Source organism: Fibrella aquatica, assembly GCF_041321135.1.
Taxonomy (GTDB): Bacteria; Bacteroidota; Bacteroidia; order Cytophagales; family Spirosomataceae; genus Fibrella; species Fibrella aquatica.
Map to the genome: position 1 here is coordinate 192,064 of NZ_JBGGWF010000005.1, position 18,557 is coordinate 210,620.

The following is an 18,557-nucleotide window of genomic DNA, read 5'->3' on the forward strand; positions in this document are numbered from 1 at the left end:
CTACATCTGAGAAGCCCGTTTTTTCGTACAAATCAATAAAAACATATCACAAAAACACTATGTCACATTCCAATGCAACCCCACAGGATGAGTCAGTGCAACTAGTCTCTCGCGGCGAATTTATGCGTAGCCTGGGTATGAGCAGCGCCGCCCTCATGGCCTTTTATTGCCTGGGTACGCTGTCGTCGTGCTCGAAAGGAGATGACCCCGCGCCCGTTGTAACGCCTCCTGTAACGGGTGGTAATTCGGGTCTTACCGGCAACTCAATCGTGAGCTCTGGTGCCATTGACTTCACCATGGATTTGACCAATAGCACGTATAGTGGCCTGAAAACGGCGGGCAACTTCGTCTCCGTTGGCGATGTGATCGTGTTCAATGCGGGGGGAACATACCGGGCACTGGGCCGGATATGTACACATCAGGGCGGAAGTTTATCGTTCCGGTCAGGCTCAAACGATCTGGTTTGTAGCCTCCATCAGGCTACCTACACTACCGACGGGTCGCCCAAGAGTCAGCCTGTTGGTGGCGGCACGATTACAGCCGTGAAATCGTACAATGCAACGCTCACTGGCGATAAATTGCAGGTAAAGGGGTAAGTTGTCTGCTAAACCGGTGGTGCTGCTGACAAGGCTGTGCCACCGGCAACGACTCTCTGATTTTCGACGTACCTACTATGATGATCCGTTTTTTACTTTTTTGCCTGTTTAGCTGTCTGTCCATCTCGTTTGCGCAGGCACAAGACACCACGCGGGTTGTTCGCCCTGATACAACTCAATCAGACGCACAATCGGCCGACGATCTGCTCGGTAGCCTTACCGACTCGTTGGCTGCTGCGCCCCTGCTACCCGACCATATGCTGCTTTCGCAGCGGCTATTCTGGGGAAAGAAAGGACTGTTGCGCATTGCCAATGTGTCGCCGCTTACCGTTGAAGGTCGTAGTAAGGAGTTGAAAGTGAGGCGTACCATGCTGAAGCTGCATCAGATTGCCGGTTTTGTTACACTGGCCGGTTTCATTGGGCAGGGTATCCTTGGCTCGCAACTTTACAAGGCGGGGGCAAACGATTATTTCCGGCTGCGGAACCTGCACGAGAACATGGCTACGGCGATCAATCTTTCGTATGCTACAACGGCGCTCCTGTCGCTGATGGCCCCGCCTCCTGCCGTGGGGCAACGTCGGGGGTTAAGCACGATCAAGTTGCATAAATACCTGGCCGTTGTGCATATGGCCGGCATGATTGCTACGAACGTACTGGCCAGCAAAATTCGTGAAAACCCTGAGCTTAAGCCGTATCACCGCACGGCTGCCTACACTACGTTTGGCGCGTTCGCTACGGCTATTATTGTGCTTAAATTCTGACTTGTGTAGTACCGAAGCTCCAGCTTCGGTAGTAGTACAACAACTTTATTACTACCGAAGCTGGAGCTTCGGCGCTACTTCCTATGAACCGTCTATTCATCGTTCTTGTGATCGCTTTGTCGGGTTTTATCCCATCTGCCCTCACACCCAAAAAATTGATGGTCGACAAGAGTAAGTCGACGGTGACGTATTCGATGGTACATCCTATGCACAAATGGGATGGGGTAAGCCGTGACGTAAACGCGGCGATGGTGTATGATGAGGCCACCAAACAGATTCAGAGCGTAGCCGTAGCCATCCGCGTGGCCTCGTTCGACAGCCAGAACCAGAACCGCGATTCGCATATGATCGAAGTGCTCGACGGCATAAAGTATCCCAACGTTACGTTCACGAGCCAGGATATAAAGCCCAACGCCGACGGGACGTTGACGGTGAATGGTAAGCTGACATTTCACAATGTAACGAAGCCAATTTCGGTGCAGGTGACCCGCCGTGAATCAGGCAATCAGTTGCTGATGAATGGCAAGTTCGACCTGAAAATGACCGACTACGCCGTTGAGCGCCCATCCTTGCTCGGTCTGGCCACAGAAGATCAGTTTACCCTAGCCTTCGCGTTGGCGTTTATGAAATGAAGAGGTTTGTAGTTTGTGGTGCGTCGTTTGTCGTTGCGCTGCTAGACAACAGTCACGTAAGTGAGCAACGACAAACGACGCACCACAAACTACAAACCTCCTTCCCGTATAGTCTCCCCCACGCGGTTCATCAGTAGCCGCCGGGCTTCGATGCTGCTCCAGGCAATGTGCGGGGCCAGCATGATCCGCTCCGGGTAGCTCATGGTGAGGTAGGGGTGATTGGCGGCAGGTGGTTCCTGCTCAAATACATCGACCCCGGCTCCGGCTAGTTTCCGTTCGTCGAGCGCCCGGGCCAGATCAACTTCATTGACCATGCCGCCCCGGCTGAGAAGGAGTAAAAAAGCCGAAGGTTTCATTAGTGACAATTCACTGTAGGTCAGCAGGTTTTTTGTCTTGTCGGTTAGCGGCGCGTGTACGGATACCACATCGGATGTACGTAGCAATTCGGGGAGCGAAACGGCGTGATAAGGCACGTCATACGTATTGCCCGAAGCGGAATAATAGACCACGTTGGCACCGAAAGCCGTGGCAATCTGCGCCACCTGTCGGCCAATAGCACCGAGTCCGATAATGCCGAACTGCATACCGCTCAACTCCCGAAACGGGCGACCCAGGTGCGTAAAGATTGTTTCGCGGCTGTAGGCCCCCGATTTTACGTATTGATCGTAATACTGCGGCGAATTCATCAGCGACAGTAACAGCGTGAACGTTACCTGCGCTACGCTTTGGGTCGAATAGCCGCTGACGTTTTTAACCGGAATAGCCCGTTCCGCCGCCGCCGCCATATCAATGTTGTTGGTGCCGGTGGCCGCTACGCAAATCAGTTTCAGATTAGGGCAGGCGGCCAATACCTCACGGGTGATGCGCACCTTATTGGTAATCACCACATCGGCACCTTGCAGCCGGTCAACAACTTGGTGTGGTGCCGTATCGGGAAAGGCGGTAAACGTACCTCCTGTAGAGTTAGCTATTGCACCAAACTGAGTCAAGTCAGGCTCGGTGCCCACCGTACGGGCATCCAGAAAAACGATAGTCATGGGAAAAAGAGTTTGTAGTTTGTGGTGTGTAGTTTGTGGTTGCCCTACCAATCAACGTGTTTCGACGTAGCAGCGCAACCACAAACTACACACCACAAACTACGAACTCATTTGTTCAGCAACGGATGTTCGGTTTTGATCTTTTCCTGCAATTTCAGGAAACCATCGATCAGGGCTTCGGGGCGGGGTGGGCATCCGGGTACGTATACGTCGACAGGAATGATTCGGTCAACGCCTTTCACCACGTGATAGCCGTGTTGCCAGTAGGGGCCACCACAGTTGGCGCACGAACCCATCGAAATCACGTAGCGGGGCTCGGCCATCTGTTCGTAAAGGCGGCGAATACGGTCGGCCATTTTATAGGTAACCGTACCGGAAATAATCATGATGTCGGCCTGCCGGGGCGATGGGCGCGGAAAGATGCCAAACCGTTCCAGATCGAAGCTTGAGGTCATTGCCCCCATCATTTCAATGGCGCAACAAGCAAGGCCAAACGTAAGCGGCCATAAAGATGATGATCGTGACCAGTTCAGCAGTTCTTCGGTCGTGAGAAACATCACGCCGGGGTCGGCAGCTTTATCCATACTCACTAAACCTCAACGGCTGTATCGTTCGTTCACCCGCTGATAGAGTTCGGGCGGTACGGGCGAGTCGATTTTTGGAATGACCGGCTTGGGTTTTTCCCAGTCCAGATACCCTTTTCCCCAGGCGTATGCCAAGCCTAGGGCCAGTATGCCGACGAATAGGAAGGCTTCGGCCAGCGTAAACCAGCCCCACAGTCCGTTGGTTTCATTGATGAGCGTAGCCTGCCCAAACACCGTTGCCCACGGAAAGAGAAAGACCAGTTCTACATCGAAGAGGACAAAAATGAGGGCCAGAACGTAGAAACGGGGATTGAACTGAATATTGGCGTTTCCTACCGGCTCTTCGCCCGACTCGTAGGTCGTCAGCTTCTCCTCGCCCGGCCGATCGGGGCGAAGCAGCTTCCCGAACAGCAAAATGCCTCCAATGAACGCAAAAGCGGCCAGAATGAAGAGCAACATGATGCCAAAATCGGAGAGCATGGTTTTTTATGAGAGGCAAGAGGTGAGATGCAAGAAACGAGATGCTTCGCTGGTTAATGTATTATGCCGATGGCGAAGCACTCTTGTTTCTTGCCTCTTATCTCTCACTTCTTATTTCTTGTAAAAATTATAAATGACCGACAGTTGCAGGGCTCGGTTTTGGAGGGTACTGTTTACTGTTTCGGGAATTTTGGTCAGGCCGTAGACGTACCTGAGGTTCAGGCTGAATTTATCGGCCATATCCAGGAAATCGTAGTGTAGACCTAAAGCCACGCCCAGATCACGGCTCGATTGCGGTCCGTTTGGAGTGCTTAACGCCCAGCTAAATTCTGGCCCAGCCTGGAGGGTTAACCCTTCAACGGGGATGTATCCAAACATGATGGGCAAGCTCACGTAGTTGAAGTTGTTTTCTGTGGTGGTGCGGTTGGTAGAGGCAATCTGAAACTGCTGGTACGTACCCCCTTTTACCTGATATAACAACTCGGGCTGAACTACGAACTTGGTAAACCGATACCGGTACATAACGCCCAGATGGAAATCCATTTTTCGCTTCGGAATGCTTGGCGATACGCCCTGAATGGGCGCGCTGGTGAGCGAGGGACCGACTTTGAACCCGAAATGACCATTGTTGAGCAACGCGCTGGGGCCGTAGCCACCGGGCGCATATTTCAATTTAACAGTACTTGATACCGACGGTTCAGGAAGGGTGTCGGCCAATATTGACGAAGGCGTAGCTGATAAAGAATCAGAAGCGGTCTGGGCCAGAGTGCCGAGGGGCAACAAAACGACCGCGGCGCAGGCAAAAAGCTGATGGAGACGCATTAGAACGAGAAAGAAGAAAGGTATCTACAGGAAGCAGACCCTCCCATAACGCCAAACGTTGGCATACAGTACCACAAAGTTGGCGTAAAAAAGGTTAATAACCTCAGTAGATGACCGCGTAATTAGTTGGCAACCCACTGCCTGCCAACCTGCTCAGTTGAGGCGGGGATCCACCGGGTAGTTCGACAAGACTTTGTATTGTCCACCCATGCGCTTCAGAATGTCGCGCCAGAGTTTGTCGGCAGGCGTATCGAAGATGAAGTTAGCGTCGGTTTGAGAGATGATCCAGGTTTTTTCGTCCAGTTCTTTTGTGAGCTGTCCTGATTCCCAACCAGAATAGCCGATAAAAAAACGCGCGTCTGCCTCGGTCAGAGTGCCAATGTTCAGCGCCTGTTTTACCTGCTCGAAATTGCCACTCCAGTAAATGCCTTCACCCAATGGAATAGAGCCGTCGATCAGGTCGGGGCGGCGGTGAATGTAATGAAGTGTATCGGGCTGTACGGGGCCGCCTACAAACAGCGGAACATCGGCGTAAATGTCATCGATTACATCGCTGACGTGCAGCGTGGTGCCCTGATTCAGAATAAGGCCAAAGGTGCCATCGTCGCTGCTGTGCTCACAAACAACCACTACGGTCCGTTCAAAGTTAGCGTCGCCCAGAAAGGGTTCGGCGATTAACAGGCTGTTCCGGGTAATGGACTTTGTTTTCATGGGCGTTGTGTTCTGATAACCACAAGAATACGGCAAAGAATGGTACGCAGTTGCCTGAAGTAAAAATATTTAGCTACGGGCTTAGTCTGCTGGTGAACGAAGTGGTTTCGGGTTTGACAGGAGACAGATAAATTACCAAACTACCTGTATGTTAAAATGTTACCTGTTTCACGAACTCGTTGGGAAACGGGATAGACGTAGATGATGAGCCTATGAAAAATCTCAATTCTATGGCGCTTACGACGTAGAAGTTAGATCACAAAAAGTGGATGGTCGAACGGCTAGTTCAGTCGAATTGTGCGTCGATTCGTTTGGTCGTGTATTTATCTGGAGATTAGTTCTTCACGCGAATGCTGACGGGTTTGCCTGTCAATTGGGTCAGCATGGGTTGAAGCAGGGTAACGGCGTTGCGGCGGGTTTGATCTAATATGCCGCTTTGCATGGCCGATGCACGTACCTGTCGTTCGGCCTGTTGGTAGGCTTCGCTCACCAGTTGCGCTTCGTTCAGAAACGTATAATTGGTATCATAGACCCGCGACCGTTCATGGTTGATTTTCCAGGTGCAGAGTTCGGGCGCGGACAAGGTCACTACAAGTGAGTCGCCTTGGGTGGTTATATCGGCGGACTCAAGTTTGGTCAGGTCAATGCAGCCTACGGCTTCTCCTTCCACAATAAGTACCGCGCTCGAGTTGGGTAGCAATAGATTGGCCTGTTCGTGTTCAACAATGTCTTTGAACGTGTAGCGCACCAGTTCCAGTTTGCCGAGGGCCGTTACACGCTCCAGCACCACGCTATGGGTTGTTTTGTCGGGCTGCCGGGTGAAGCGGGTCAACCAGGGCGTTGTACGTACCTGCTCCCAAAGTGCCAGCAGCCCTACTACCAGGATGCCCAGCAGCGCAAGGCGAAAAAGTCGATTCATGAAAAGGAAAGTCAGTTAATTCAGGGTCGCCAATGCGTTGGCTACCTGTGCTTCGTTGGCAAGGTCGATGCCGTCGTTTTTCTTTAGATAATCCTCAAACGCAGCGCCCTTCTCTTTCAACGCACGAACCAGTGATTTTCGCGTCAGTTTTACCTTTTCGGCCGTATGGTCAGGCCGAATCAGGTAATAGACCGACTCGTCGCGGTATTCGTTGTTGAGCTCGTTCAAACCATCATACGATTGTTTGACGGGGGCTTTTACGAACTTTCGGATGGGGAGTTGCACCAGGCTGTAGGTTCCCTGATGAATGATACGGAGCAATTCGGTTTTCAGGTCGGCCTCGTCGGTAATCAGGTCAGGTACGTGCTCGTAGCGTATGGGTGTTGCGGCTCCTTCGGGGCGGAGAATGAGCTGTTTTACCGTTTCGCTTTTGTAGCGGATCGAATCGGTGGGCGACCGCTTCACGGTTACCTGCCGGACAAATACATCATAATTGAACAGCCCGGTCTTTACCTGCCGCCCTGATTGCAGTGTAATTTCACCCGGTACCCAGCCGGGTAATAACAACGGACTTCCTTTCAGACCGATGGTGCTGAAATTGAACGTACGGATAGCCGAGGCCGAGTTGGAGGCCAATCCCATGTTGTTCTGGACCTGTATCTCCTGCGACGTGCTTGTTTGGGCATGTAGTTCACTGACTCCGGCTAAACCGAGCCACATGAGTAATAGCATTGCCGTCCGTTGTCTTGTTGTGGTTGCCATAATTTTGTTGTGTAATGTGTTCAATGGCTGAACGTTTGCTCGTTATGTTGTTGTGGAAATATACGTGATTCTGCCTCGTATTCAGTTTATTTAAACCGTCGCTGTCTTTTTTTTGTCTGCCTTACAACCCTTCGCCGCTGAGGTGAGTCTATCAATCACCAACGTATTATGCCGGACGAACGAACCCTTGTTGATGGCTGTCGGCAACAGGACCGACTTTCGCAGCGACTGCTTTATGAGCGGTTTGCCGGGAAGTTGTTTGCTGTCTGCAAACGCTATGTGAAAGACCCTGACGAAGCTGCCGACGTGTTGCAGGACTCGTTTGTGAAAGTATTCCGGCACATCGACCAGTTTCGGTTCGAGTGCCCGCTGGAAGCCTGGCTGAAACGGGTAGCCATTAACACGGCCCTGAAACACCTGCGCAAGAATAAACCCTTCGAGCACATGACCGACGTTGACGAACTGGCCAATATGTTGCCACAAGCCGACGAAAGCCTGCCCAGCCTTAACTATAAGTACCTGCTCAATCTGGTTCAGGAATTACCAACCGGTTGCCGGACGGTATTCAACCTGTATGCGATTGAAGGCTATACACACCCTGAGATTGCCGCTTTACTCGGCATTTCGGAAGGAACATCGAAATCACAGTTTTTTCGGGCCCGAGGCCTGCTACAACAAAAATTAACGGACGACCAGTCCATCCGCAATGAATCGTTCTGACGATCTTTTTCCACAACCCGGCGGCACGCCTGACCCGTACTGGCAGCGGGCGTTCGACGACGCGTTCGATACGCCGCCACCCCGCGTATGGGAAGGGGTAGAGCGACAACTCGACCTCGATGAATCTGACGGAATTTTACCCCTTTGGCAACACCGCGAAGGGCGAAGGTCGATGCTATTTGGCCGGTGGTCGGCTGGTATTGCCGCGTCGTTGATGCTGACAGCCCTGGGCTGGTGGGCATGGCACCGCGAAGATGCCATTCGTCCCGATGTAGCTGTGATCACTGCTCCTGCGCAGACTACGCCAGGTACGTTGCTGCCGCCAACCGGGCCAACAGTAGCCCATGCCGAAGCTACTGGCGTTGCCCCGTTGCCGTTACCTTCGCTGGCTCCGGCCCGGAATGGTACGCAGGTACGTCCCCGTCAAAACCATGAATCGACGACTGATGCCGTAGCGATTGAAACGCCGGGTACGTTGCTGGCGGGTCGTGCTAAGTCAGTTACCAATAGCCCGCTTGAACAGCCTGAGCAACACGTAGCGGCGCTGGTTCAGCAGGCTGGCGCAATAGTACCGAACACGGTCGAAGAAGCAAACGGCACCCTGATTTTCACCGAAACAACCTTATCGACAACGATGCGGATGAAAGAAGCAGAACCGTTTTCGTCGGTCGGTACCGGTTTACAGCCTTCCACTTTTTCGCGCTCGGTGACAACCCGCTCGTTTACGTCACCATCGCTCAGTATGCAGTCGACGACCATTCGATCGCAGACCAGGATGGGGGCGTTACCACCTGCTGGTCTCCAGCCTGATTTTCCCGTTGCTCCGGCGGCTGAGCGTGCGGCTTTATCGGCCATTAGCAATTTGCCCGAATTAGCAGATCAGGCTGCTACCCCGCCGGTTACTAAATCGCTGGTACTTCGGCAGCCAGAGAACGAATTGGTTGCGGCCAATAAAGAAGAGAAGCCAACTGCTGATCCTGTGTCAACGAGTTCGAAAAGACAGCGGCAGAAACCCTGGATTTCAGCTGGGGTAGCCACGTCATCTTTCAATCCGGCGGTGGCTATTCGGTCGGTAATGAGTCCGGTATTAAGTTCACCGCAGGGTTTTGCTATGGACAGCCCATCTGCGCCCATGTCGACGCTACAGAGTCAGTTGGGCCGGGCGGTCGCTTTTCAGGCGGGTGTTGGTATTCCGCTGGGCGAACACTGGTCAGTCGAATCAGGCGTTGGTTATTTGAATGGGCAGAACGAGGTACAAAGTCCGACGCGGATTTCGTCGCTGGTTTCATCGGCCAATTCAGCCAATACTGATAACCTGTATACTGATTTAGTAAATCGACTGGCTAATAAGCCTGTGTCAGCCTATGCTAATTCGTCGACCAGTAAACTGTACGATTACTCACTATCGAATCAGGCAAGTAGCTACGCCGCAACGCAGCAGCAGGTGGTAAACAACGCCTATCAGTTTGTGCAGGTGCCGGTGCAGGTCGGCTATGAACTTCGGCCTCGTCGCAAGTTAGGACTAGCCTTGCTGACGGGGATGGTATCGAACTGGTTCGTTAAAAACACGGTAGCCGAATCCATCACGGTTAAGGCGGGCGATGGTGTGTATCGTCCGGTCACGTTGGCGGGTACGGCGGGTATGCGGCTACGTTACCGGCCCGATAGCTACTGGTCGGCATCGGCGGTAGGTACGTTCCAGCAAAATATGCATTCGCTGACACGGTCTGACGTAAGCCTCCAGTCTATACCACAGCAAGTGGGCCTCAGCTTTAGCGTTGATCGTCATTTTTAATGGTGTGTATTATGCAACAGTTGCCATTAACCAGGCTTACTTTTTTGTGGCTCAGTCTGCTGATTATGGCAGGGTGTTCACAACAGAAAGAGGAGATTATCCCGGTGGCTGACCCCGACCTGATTGCCGGTGACTGGGTGTTGATTGAGCCCGCCTCTGAGTATACGGTGACGCTTCGGATCGCCAGCACGGGCCCGTTGTTTATTGAGCACTATGGGCTGGAATTGACTGGTCGATCGTCGGTCAATCAGTACTTCGCCAGTGCGGCTTTTAGCCAACGCCCTTCTATTGAATCGGGACCAACCGGAACAGGCTCGGTGAGTGGCCTTGGTGCCACTAAAATGGCGGGGCCACCGGCAGCTATGCAGTTCGAGGATACCTATTTTGAACGGCTGAGGGCTGTTAATAAAGTTGAACTAGCCGGAAATAAACGGCTTCGCCTCAGCTATGGCGGTTCATCGCCCGGCGTGTTGGTGTATAAACGACAGTAAAGATGCTGGATTTTGGACGTTGGATTTTAGATGCTTTAGCTGGTCCAATATCTAATGTCCAAAATCCAGGGTCTCTAAGATATTTTGTGTAGGACTCGATCGCCCGGTGGTTTTGCTGCCGGGCGATTTTTTTTGATCTGGTTACAACCGTATGAAAATGAGGCGGGTCATGCTGTTAACATTCCTTAACACGTTATATCATGAAACGAGTACTCTACTTCCTGCTGCTGGCCCCACTGATGCTGATCGACTCGGCCTGCACCGATCAATGCAATGAAACGCGTTTGTTCCGGCAATACACGCCGGTAGCGCTCACCCCGAATCAGGTACGTATGGGTCTGAATGTGGCAAGCGCCCGCGGACTGGTTAATCCCGGTAAGATTTACACGAAAGACGGCTACCTCTTCATCAACGAATTGAAGATGGGTATTCACGTGATCGATAACCGCAACCCGTCATCGCCCAAATCAGTGGCCTTTATCAACATTCCGGGTAATGGCGATATGGCGGTTCGCGACAATTTCCTGTATGCCGATAGCTATATGGATCTGGTCACGCTCGACATCAGCGACCTGACCAATATTCACGAAGTAGCCCGTTCAGAGAAGGTGTTCACGCAAGGGCAGTTCGATGGCGGAAGCTGGTATTATTCAACCTCGAATGGGAACGAAATTATTCAGGATCAGAAAGTTGAGTACGTAAAACAGACCATCAAAACCAATTGTGAAGCGTCTCCGGTAGCGGCTGGTGGCTGGTGGGGTGGCGGCTGGTGGGGCACCATGCAGTTTGCCAGTGCATCGTCTGATAACAAGTCAGCCGCGCCTGGTAACGGCACAAGCGGTACAGGTGGGTCAATGGCGCGTTTTGCGTTGTACGACAAGTATCTGTACGCCGTTTCTACGTCAGACATGAAGCTGTTCAACGTGCAGCAACCGTCGAAACCGTCGTTCAGCAGCACGGTCAATATGGGCTGGGGTATCGAAACTATTTTTCCCTACAAAGACAAACTGTTTATCGGCTCACAAACGGGCATGCTCATCTACGATAATGCCGATCCCGCCAAGCCAAAGCAGCTATCGGTATTCCAGCACGCGCGCGTTTGCGACCCGGTAGTAGTGAACGACAATACCGCCTACGTAACGCTGCGCTCGGGCAACACGTGTCAGGGCTTTACCAATCAACTTGACGTGGTTGATATTACGAACCTGACCAATCCTAAGCTGGTAAAAAGTTACCCGATGCGTAACCCCCACGGCCTAGGCGTCGATTTTCCGAACCTGTTCATTTGCGAAGGGGCTTACGGGTTGAAGTCGTTCAACGTCAGCGATCCCATGCAGGTCGACAAGAATTTACAGCAGTATATGGAAGATTTCCAGGCCTACGACGTGATTCCAATGGGTGGCGTGTCTGGTCAGAAAACGTTGCTGTTGATCGGGAAAGATGGTTTTTACCAGTTTGATTACACTAATCCGAGAAGCTTGCGTTTGTTGAGTAAGATTCCAGTTACACGCCCTGATTTTAGCTAGGTACGTTGGTTTCGGCTTAACCCCCGACCTCACTCTATATGAAACCACACTATATACTCTGCTGGCTACTGCTCCTGAGTGGTCTGGCCAAAGCGCAGCTACCCGTTGCTGAGTCGCCGCTGACGAAGCGTACTTATCCCTTTGTAAACTATACCGAAGTAGGTGGGCTCTTCGGGCGCGTGGCTTATCCGACGATTGTAGGGTCGGGAGCCGAAGTGGTAGAAAACAGGCTCAGCCTGACGCTTCAGACATTCAACGGTGTACTGCTGAGGCCCCGATTGGCGGTTGGTGGCGTGGTGGGTGTCGACTGGTACGCTAGCGCGCTGTTGATGCCGGTAGGCGCGGGGATACGTTATTATCTGGCCACGCCCAATGATGATAATGTACAGATTTTTGCCTCGGCCGATGTTGGCTACGGCATTACGTGGCTCAACAAAGCAACATCGGGAAATGAACTGACGCGTGGGGGCCTGATGCTCAATCCTGGAATCGGTCTGCGATTTGGTAAGCCATCCAAAGCCGCTTTCATCATGTCGGTCAGCTATAAACGCCAGAATGTTGAAGCCTCCAAACCCCTGCAATGGAATGACATCCGCCGCGACGAAAGCCGGGTGTATAATCGGCTGGCGGTGAGGTTGGGAATGAGCTTTTAAACGATTTACGACATACGAATTACGATTTACGAATTGGGCTCCGCTATTCACCAATATGGTTGAACGGCGGAGCCCAATTCGTAAATCGTAATTCGTATGTCGTAATTAATTTTACGCCATGGCGAACTTGCTGGCGTTGCGTTTCCGCTCGTTCTCGTCGAGGTAGATCTTACGGATACGCATCGACTTGGGCGTTACTTCCAGATATTCGTCTTTCTGGATGTATTCCATCGATTCTTCCAGCGAGAAAGTGATCTTTGGAACAATCCGCACGTTGTTATCTGAACCGGATGCCCGCATGTTGGTCAACTGCTTGGCAGTCTGTACGTTCACCACGATGTCGTTCTGACGGTTGTGTTCGCCGATTACCTGACCTGCGTAGATTTCCTCACCCGGATCAACGAAGAATACGCCGCGATCCTGGAGTTTGTCAATCGAGTAGGCTGTGGCTGAACCGCTGGTCATTGAGATCAATGAACCGTTGATACGCTCCTGAATGGCACCTTTGAATGGCTGATACTCTTTGAACCGGTGCGACATAACGGCTTCACCGAATGTAGCTGTCAGTACGTTTGAGCGCAGACCGATCAGACCACGTGATGGAATGTCGAACTCAAGGTGCTGCAGGTCGCCTTTCGGTTCCATAATCAGCAGCTCGCCTTTCCGTTGCGTAGCCAGTTCAATTACTTTACCGGCCGTCTCTTCAGGTACGTCGACAACGAGGGTTTCGATCGGTTCCAGTTTCTGGCCGTTCTCATCTTCTTTGTACAACACTTGTGGCTGACCAACCTGCAGTTCGTATCCTTCACGACGCATGGTTTCGATCAGGACAGAAAGGTGAAGAATACCCCGACCGTAGACCAGGAAGCGGTCTTCGCTGTCGGTGGCTTCAACGCGCAGGGCGAGGTTTTTCTCGATCTCTTTGTACAGACGCTCGCGCAGGTGACGTGACGTTACGAACTTACCCTCTTTACCGAAGAACGGTGAGTTGTTGATCGTGAACAGCATGTTCATCGTTGGCTCATCCACCGAGATGCGCTCCAGTGCTTCGGGGTTTTCAAGATCCGTGATGGTGTCACCAATTTCGAAATCTTCCAGACCCGTGATGGCGCAGATGTCGCCGCACTGTACTTCAGTTACTTTCTGTTTGCCGAGACCCTCGAACGTTTGCAGTTCTTTGATCTTTACGCGCTTCACGGTACCGTCTGCTTTCACCAGCGCCATGTTGGCACCTTCCCGCATGATACCACGGTGAACACGTCCGATGGCGATCCGACCAACGAAGGCCGAATAGTCGAGTGACGTGATCTGCATCTGTGGCGTTCCTTCGTTAACGGGTACCGGAGGAATGGTAGCAATGATGGTATCGAGCAGGTACGTGATATTGTCGGTTGGTGTTTTCCAGTCCGGACCCATCCAGCCTTGTTTCGACGAACCGTATACGGTCGGGAAATCAAGCTGATCTTCGGTAGCACCGAGGTTAAACATCAAATCGAACACCTGTTCGTGCACTTCGTCGGGGCGGCAGTTTTCTTTGTCGACCTTGTTAACGATCACGATCGGCTTTAGGCCCAACTGAAGGGCTTTACCCAGTACAAAACGCGTTTGGGGCATGGCACCTTCAAAAGCATCGACGAGCAAACAAACGCCGTCGGCCATTTTCAGTACCCGCTCTACTTCACCGCCGAAGTCACTGTGACCTGGGGTATCAATGATATTGATTTTAACGTCTTTGTAACGAACCGATACGTTTTTCGAAACAATGGTAATGCCACGCTCACGTTCCAGGTCGTTGCTATCTAGAATCAGGTCCTGGAATTCCTGGTTCTCGCGGAAAAGTTTCGACGCGTGAATAATCTTGTCGACCAGCGTAGTTTTGCCGTGGTCAACGTGGGCGATAATCGCAATATTGCGGATGGATTGCATACAATGTTTGAAAAGTGTCACTACCTATAGTCTTGAAAGTCATTGTGAAGTAGTGCAGAGTCTGGAAAGTCATCTTCATCGCTTAACGACTTTCCAGACTCTGCACTACTTCACAATGACTTTCAAGACTTCTAAAAGAAACACAGGCAATTTTCCCGCAAAGGTACGAAATGTTATGCTGTAAAACAGATATTTACAACATATTAATGCGCATGAGGGCAATCAGAGCTATTGCCTCCTTTTATTGTACAATTCCGCTAGATTACTAGAGTTTAGTAATGTAAAGCGAGTTAACTCAGTGATGGAAGCGTTCCGAAACGTTTTGGGTAATATAGTACGATAGCTACCGAGGTTAGCACGCCCAGCAGGGAGCCTACAAAAGCGTCTTCTACGAAGTGTTGAAACAGGTATACGCGTGAGTAACCCGCCACAGCGCCCAGCAACGTACCCAGCCAACCCCAGGCTTTGCGCCGCCACAGAAAAACGAGCATACTATACAGGGCAAACGCCGAGGTGGTATGGCCGGAAGGGAAACTGTTGTATTCGTTGATGTGCAAGTCTTTAATCAGGTGATACTGCCAGTTTGAATGTTCGAAGTACCGTAGCGGCCGCAGGCGTTCGGGAAAAACGACCCATTTTAGAAATAAGCTGATCAATCCCGAAATAGCAAAACTGGCCAGAATGAGCCCACCAGCCCGGCGGTTCAGTACCAGTACCAACACACCAACAACAATGACAAAACCACCGTCGCCCAGGTACGTCAGGTATGGGAATAGCGCGTCGCCAATCAGGCTATTGTGTTCATTAACGAACCGAATGAGTTGCTCTTTAGTGTAAAGCAGCATCAACGTACCCACGGTAAAAAAGAGCAGCAAGTACGTCAGAAAGAAAAAGCGGTTGGCCCGGAACAGCGCAGAAAACGTCATGGGTACAAAGGTAGGAGACGTTACTATATTGGTGTGCGCCGTTCTATTATCTACCGGAATCGGCATTGCGTTGCGGGCTTTGTTATCTTTGGCATACGATTCGCCGTATGTTGCGCGTTGTGTTTGCTGAACGTTGCGACGATCAAAATTTTCCGCTACTTCCTGTCTATGACCATTCTGCTTCAGGTTCCTTCCGCATCGGCCGTTGCCGATACTACTGCCAGCGCCATCAATGGGGCGGCCGCTACCACCCAAGAACTCGGCCTGTTCGACCTTGTAGCCAAAGGGGGGTGGGTTATGGTACCCATCGCTTTCCTTTTTTTCGCCACGCTTTACCTCATTGCTGAGCGTTGGCTGCTGATCGGGAAACAGGGAAAAGTAGACCCTGGTTTTGTCGATAACGTAAAAGACATGCTGCTTCAGGGTAACGTGAAATCGGCCGAGTCATTCTGTAAAAATCAACGAACGGCCATTGGTCGCGTATTCGAGAAAGCTGTTGGCCGGGTGGGCGTTGCATCTAATAAAGAAATTGAGGGTACCATCGAAACCGTTGCGCAGATTGAACTGTCGCGCATGGATCGTAATCTGGGTTACCTGGGCGTTATTGCCGGTATTGCTCCCATGCTCGGTTTTATCGGTACGATCTCCGGTATCATCCGAATTTTCTATGACATCTCGCTCTCCGACAATATTAGCGTCGGTATCATTGCCGGTGGTCTGTACGAAAAAATGATCACGTCGGGCTCGGGCCTTATCGTGGGTGTCATTGCCTACACGGGTTATCACCTGCTGAACATGATGATCGAACGCTTCACGCTCCGCCTGGAAATGAACGCCTTCGAATTCATGGAAGTCCTCCAGAAACCTACTGAAACAGCGCGAGTAAGATAAAAAAGTCTAAAGCGGTCCGCCGCCGCGGTTCAAGGTCTAAGGTTCAAAGTCGCGCTGCTAAGGCAGTCATGTTGGCTTTGGCAGCGTGACTTTGAACCTTAGACCTTGAACTTTTAGACTCTCTTCTATGAAGCTTCGTCGAAAACGAAAATTTGCTGCCGAGGTGGCCACGTCGTCGTTGAACGACATTATGTTCTTTCTGCTCCTGTTCTTTTTGATTATCTCGACAGTCGCCAATCCAAACGTTATCAAGCTGTTATTGCCGAAAGCTGCCGCTACTCAGCAACTGAGCAAGAAACAGGTAACGCTCTCTGTTGATGCGGATAAGCAATACTTCATCGATAAGCAGCCGGTAGCCACCGAAGCGCTGGAGGAAGAACTGAAAACGATTATGACTGGTATCGATGAGCCTACGATCGTGGTTCGCTTCGATAAAACACTGACGGTCCAAGACCTGGTCGACGTACTACAAACCGGCGCCAAGTTGAACATCAAAATGGTGATGGCAACGTCGAAATAAACAAGTTTGTGGTTTGTCGTTTGAAGTTTATGGTTGCGCTGCCGATCTACAATCTGGCTCTTAAGCAGCGCAACCATAAACTTCAAACGACAAACCACAAACTCTTTTTAATACCCATTCGCCAGCATGCCGCCGTCGATGGCGAGTACCTGACCAGTGATGTAGCTGGAGGCGGGCATACTCAGGAAGGATACAGCTGAGGCTACTTCTTCGGGTTCGCCGACGCGATTCATAGGCGTTCGGGCCAAAATAGCCTGCAACTTCTCAGGATTATCAAGTACGGGCGCTGCCAGCGGGGTGCGGATGTACCAGGGCGCTACGGCGTTGACCCGGATTCCATCCTGCGCCCATTCGACCGACAGGTTGCGCGTTAACTGATTCATGGCCGCTTTGGTCATGCCGTAAAGCGATCCGCTGCTGGTGTGAGTCAGGCCTGACACCGACGACACAAAGACAATGCTGCTCTGGCCGGTGGCTTTCAATAGAGGATAAACCGCCTGAGTAAGCTCGTAAGCAGAACGGATGTTCGTGTTCAGGACGTAATCATACTCGTCGGCAGCGTAATCGGCGGTGGGTTTACGAATATTGGTGCCTACGTTATTGACTAGAATACCTACGCTACCCCATACCTCTTTCACTGTATCGGCCAGCGTTCGGGCGGCGTCGGGCTGGCTTAGGTCAATAGCCAGGCCTTCGACTACATGGCCCTGCTGCCGGTATTCAGTAAGCTGTTGCTGGAGCAGTTCATTGTCGCGCGCCACCACAAAGACGGCGGCACCGAGTTGCAAAAACTGCTTCACAATAGCCTCGCCGATGCCTTTTGTTGCGCCCGTAACCAGCGCACGTTGTCCCTGAAGCGAAAATAATTTGTTCATGATCGTTGGGAAATTCGGTCATATAGCGTTTTGCCAACGACCAGCATGATTAATCCCGGCAACAGAATGGCGCCAGCCCGAAAACCTGCACCTGTTAATTTATACACACCTTCGTTGAACTGAATAGCGCTGGTAAATAGCCAGTAACCACTTGCAGCCAACAGTACCGAAAGTAGCAGTACCGCCACAGTTTTGCCCGCCCGGCTAATCAGCGCTGTTAGTAAGATCGCCACGCCAACCACAGCTGATACGGTGCCCAGGGCGCGCGGAAAGGTTTTCAGGTAGTTATAATCGTAGAAGAAAATACCGGCCCGGCCAAGCAGGTTCGGGTGCGACATGAGCCAACCGTCGAGAACAACAAGCACGGCCAGCAACACATAAAAAAAAGGGTTTTTCATAATCGGTTACGCAGTCACCGGCTTAATGTACCGTTTCAGCCACGTTTGAGCGGCAGGTACGTGCCAGGCGGCAAGGTATTCGGCTTTTGTTTTGACCAGCGTATTGAAAACGATCGTTTCGGGTGTCAGCGTGCCTTCTGCGAACGCAGCTTTCAAACCACCCAACGGTAAGCTCTGCACTGTATTCTCGGCGTCCAGGTACGCTACTGACCGATCCATGAAATCGATTTCCAGTAATTGACCGGCCGCCTGTACCGAATGCACCGACGAGTCGATGGAGCAGCCGCTGGGAAGCCCCGCGCCTTCATCGACTGCCAAAAGCAGAAACCGCCCGTCGACAACCTTCGCTGCGGCGAGTAGTGGATGTCCATGCGCGGCCCAGTTGGCTAGTGCCGGTTGCAGCGTCATTTCAACGGCCGTTGTTTCGTCGGCCGTAAGCGCCCGGTTTGCCTGATACACCCACAAACGGGCCTCCGGCGTTATTTGGTCGAAAGAGATAAGCACGATCTGAATTACGATTTACGAATTACGA

At 51.7% G+C, this 18,557-nt stretch carries 22 protein-coding genes; 10 read left to right on the forward strand and 12 right to left on the reverse strand.

Annotation, left to right across the window (positions count from 1 at the left end):
• Nucleotides 1-59: 59 nt before the first annotated feature.
• From ACAW87_RS14310 to ACAW87_RS14320, 3 genes are all read left to right on the forward strand, one after another.
• Nucleotides 60-596 carry a Rieske (2Fe-2S) protein gene (locus tag ACAW87_RS14310; protein ID WP_370724091.1) on the forward strand — a complete coding sequence of 179 codons (537 nt, stop codon included), beginning with the start codon at nt 60-62 and terminating at the stop codon, nt 594-596.
• A gap of 77 nt (nt 597-673) precedes the next feature.
• Entirely contained in the window at nt 674-1,357 is a 684-nt protein-coding gene (locus ACAW87_RS14315) for a hypothetical protein (protein ID WP_370724092.1), read from the forward strand.
• Between the two features lie 83 nt (nt 1,358-1,440).
• A complete protein-coding gene (locus tag ACAW87_RS14320) occupies nt 1,441-1,989 on the forward strand; it encodes a YceI family protein (RefSeq protein WP_370724093.1) in 549 nt (182 codons plus the stop codon).
• 89 nt (nt 1,990-2,078) lie between these two features.
• Here ACAW87_RS14320 and ACAW87_RS14325 read toward each other — a convergent pair whose 3' ends face one another.
• The 7 genes from ACAW87_RS14325 to ACAW87_RS14355 all read right to left on the reverse strand — a co-directional run bounded on the left by ACAW87_RS14325 (nt 2,079) and on the right by ACAW87_RS14355 (nt 7,304).
• Nucleotides 2,079-3,026 carry a D-2-hydroxyacid dehydrogenase gene (locus ACAW87_RS14325; protein ID WP_370724094.1) on the reverse strand — a complete coding sequence of 316 codons (948 nt, stop codon included), beginning with the start codon at nt 3,024-3,026 and terminating at the stop codon, nt 2,079-2,081.
• A gap of 107 nt (nt 3,027-3,133) precedes the next feature.
• A complete protein-coding gene (locus tag ACAW87_RS14330; protein ID WP_370724095.1) occupies nt 3,134-3,610 on the reverse strand; it encodes an NADH-quinone oxidoreductase subunit B in 477 nt (158 codons plus the stop codon).
• A 12-nt stretch (nt 3,611-3,622) separates the two neighbouring features.
• The gene (locus ACAW87_RS14335; RefSeq protein ID WP_370724096.1) at nt 3,623-4,090 is read right to left on the reverse strand and encodes an NADH-quinone oxidoreductase subunit A; all 468 of its coding nucleotides are present in this window, start codon (nt 4,088-4,090) and stop codon (nt 3,623-3,625) included.
• Between the two features lie 111 nt (nt 4,091-4,201).
• Nucleotides 4,202-4,912: a porin family protein gene (locus ACAW87_RS14340; protein ID WP_370724097.1), complete on the reverse strand. Its 711-nt coding sequence runs from the start codon at nt 4,910-4,912 to the stop codon at nt 4,202-4,204.
• A 153-nt stretch (nt 4,913-5,065) separates the two neighbouring features.
• Nucleotides 5,066-5,623, reverse strand: coding sequence for a YqgE/AlgH family protein (locus ACAW87_RS14345; RefSeq protein WP_370724098.1), 558 nt, complete (start codon nt 5,621-5,623; stop codon nt 5,066-5,068).
• 334 nt (nt 5,624-5,957) lie between these two features.
• Nucleotides 5,958-6,542: a DUF4230 domain-containing protein gene (locus ACAW87_RS14350; RefSeq protein WP_370724099.1), complete on the reverse strand. Its 585-nt coding sequence runs from the start codon at nt 6,540-6,542 to the stop codon at nt 5,958-5,960.
• Between the two features lie 15 nt (nt 6,543-6,557).
• Complete coding sequence (locus tag ACAW87_RS14355) at nt 6,558-7,304, reverse strand: hypothetical protein (RefSeq protein WP_370724100.1); 747 nt, start codon at nt 7,302-7,304, stop codon at nt 6,558-6,560.
• A gap of 168 nt (nt 7,305-7,472) precedes the next feature.
• On the opposite strand from ACAW87_RS14355, the gene ACAW87_RS14360 reads away from it, so the two are divergent.
• The 5 genes from ACAW87_RS14360 to ACAW87_RS14380 all read left to right on the forward strand — a co-directional run bounded on the left by ACAW87_RS14360 (nt 7,473) and on the right by ACAW87_RS14380 (nt 12,489).
• A complete protein-coding gene (locus ACAW87_RS14360; protein ID WP_370724101.1) occupies nt 7,473-8,024 on the forward strand; it encodes an RNA polymerase sigma factor in 552 nt (183 codons plus the stop codon).
• A complete protein-coding gene (locus ACAW87_RS14365; RefSeq protein WP_370724102.1) occupies nt 8,011-9,819 on the forward strand; it encodes a hypothetical protein in 1,809 nt (602 codons plus the stop codon). The genes ACAW87_RS14360 and ACAW87_RS14365 overlap by 14 nt, the downstream gene beginning before the upstream one ends.
• 11 nt (nt 9,820-9,830) lie before the next feature.
• Entirely contained in the window at nt 9,831-10,310 is a 480-nt protein-coding gene (locus ACAW87_RS14370; protein ID WP_370724103.1) for an META domain-containing protein, read from the forward strand.
• Between the two features lie 200 nt (nt 10,311-10,510).
• Nucleotides 10,511-11,836 (forward strand): LVIVD repeat-containing protein, encoded by a 1,326-nt coding sequence (locus ACAW87_RS14375; RefSeq protein ID WP_370724104.1) that lies wholly within the window; start codon nt 10,511-10,513, stop codon nt 11,834-11,836.
• A 38-nt stretch (nt 11,837-11,874) separates the two neighbouring features.
• Nucleotides 11,875-12,489 (forward strand): hypothetical protein, encoded by a 615-nt coding sequence (locus tag ACAW87_RS14380; protein WP_370724105.1) that lies wholly within the window; start codon nt 11,875-11,877, stop codon nt 12,487-12,489.
• Nucleotides 12,490-12,600: 111 nt separating this feature from the next.
• Here the strand turns inward: ACAW87_RS14380 and typA are convergent, their stop codons facing one another.
• Entirely contained in the window at nt 12,601-14,415 is a 1,815-nt protein-coding gene (typA, locus tag ACAW87_RS14385; RefSeq protein ID WP_370724106.1) for a translational GTPase TypA, read from the reverse strand.
• Nucleotides 14,416-14,705: 290 nt separating this feature from the next.
• Nucleotides 14,706-15,341 carry a phosphatase PAP2 family protein gene (locus tag ACAW87_RS14390; protein ID WP_370724107.1) on the reverse strand — a complete coding sequence of 212 codons (636 nt, stop codon included), beginning with the start codon at nt 15,339-15,341 and terminating at the stop codon, nt 14,706-14,708.
• 168 nt (nt 15,342-15,509) lie between these two features.
• Between ACAW87_RS14390 and ACAW87_RS14395 the strand changes: the two genes are divergently transcribed.
• The gene (locus ACAW87_RS14395) at nt 15,510-16,232 is read left to right on the forward strand and encodes a MotA/TolQ/ExbB proton channel family protein (RefSeq protein WP_370724108.1); all 723 of its coding nucleotides are present in this window, start codon (nt 15,510-15,512) and stop codon (nt 16,230-16,232) included.
• 127 nt (nt 16,233-16,359) lie between these two features.
• The gene (locus ACAW87_RS14400) at nt 16,360-16,752 is read left to right on the forward strand and encodes an ExbD/TolR family protein (protein ID WP_370724109.1); all 393 of its coding nucleotides are present in this window, start codon (nt 16,360-16,362) and stop codon (nt 16,750-16,752) included.
• 107 nt (nt 16,753-16,859) lie between these two features.
• Here the strand turns inward: ACAW87_RS14400 and ACAW87_RS14405 are convergent, their stop codons facing one another.
• The 3 genes from ACAW87_RS14405 to ACAW87_RS14415 are packed head-to-tail and all read right to left on the reverse strand — an operon-like array spanning nt 16,860 to nt 18,529.
• On the reverse strand, nt 16,860-17,627 hold the full coding sequence (locus ACAW87_RS14405; protein ID WP_370724110.1) for an SDR family oxidoreductase: 768 nt from the start codon (nt 17,625-17,627) through the stop codon (nt 16,860-16,862).
• Entirely contained in the window at nt 17,624-18,025 is a 402-nt protein-coding gene (locus tag ACAW87_RS14410) for a hypothetical protein (protein WP_370724111.1), read from the reverse strand. Before ACAW87_RS14410 ends, ACAW87_RS14405 begins: the two co-directional genes overlap by 4 nt.
• A 6-nt stretch (nt 18,026-18,031) precedes the next feature.
• A complete protein-coding gene (locus ACAW87_RS14415) occupies nt 18,032-18,529 on the reverse strand; it encodes a hypothetical protein (RefSeq protein ID WP_370724112.1) in 498 nt (165 codons plus the stop codon).
• Nucleotides 18,530-18,557 lie beyond the last annotated feature (28 nt).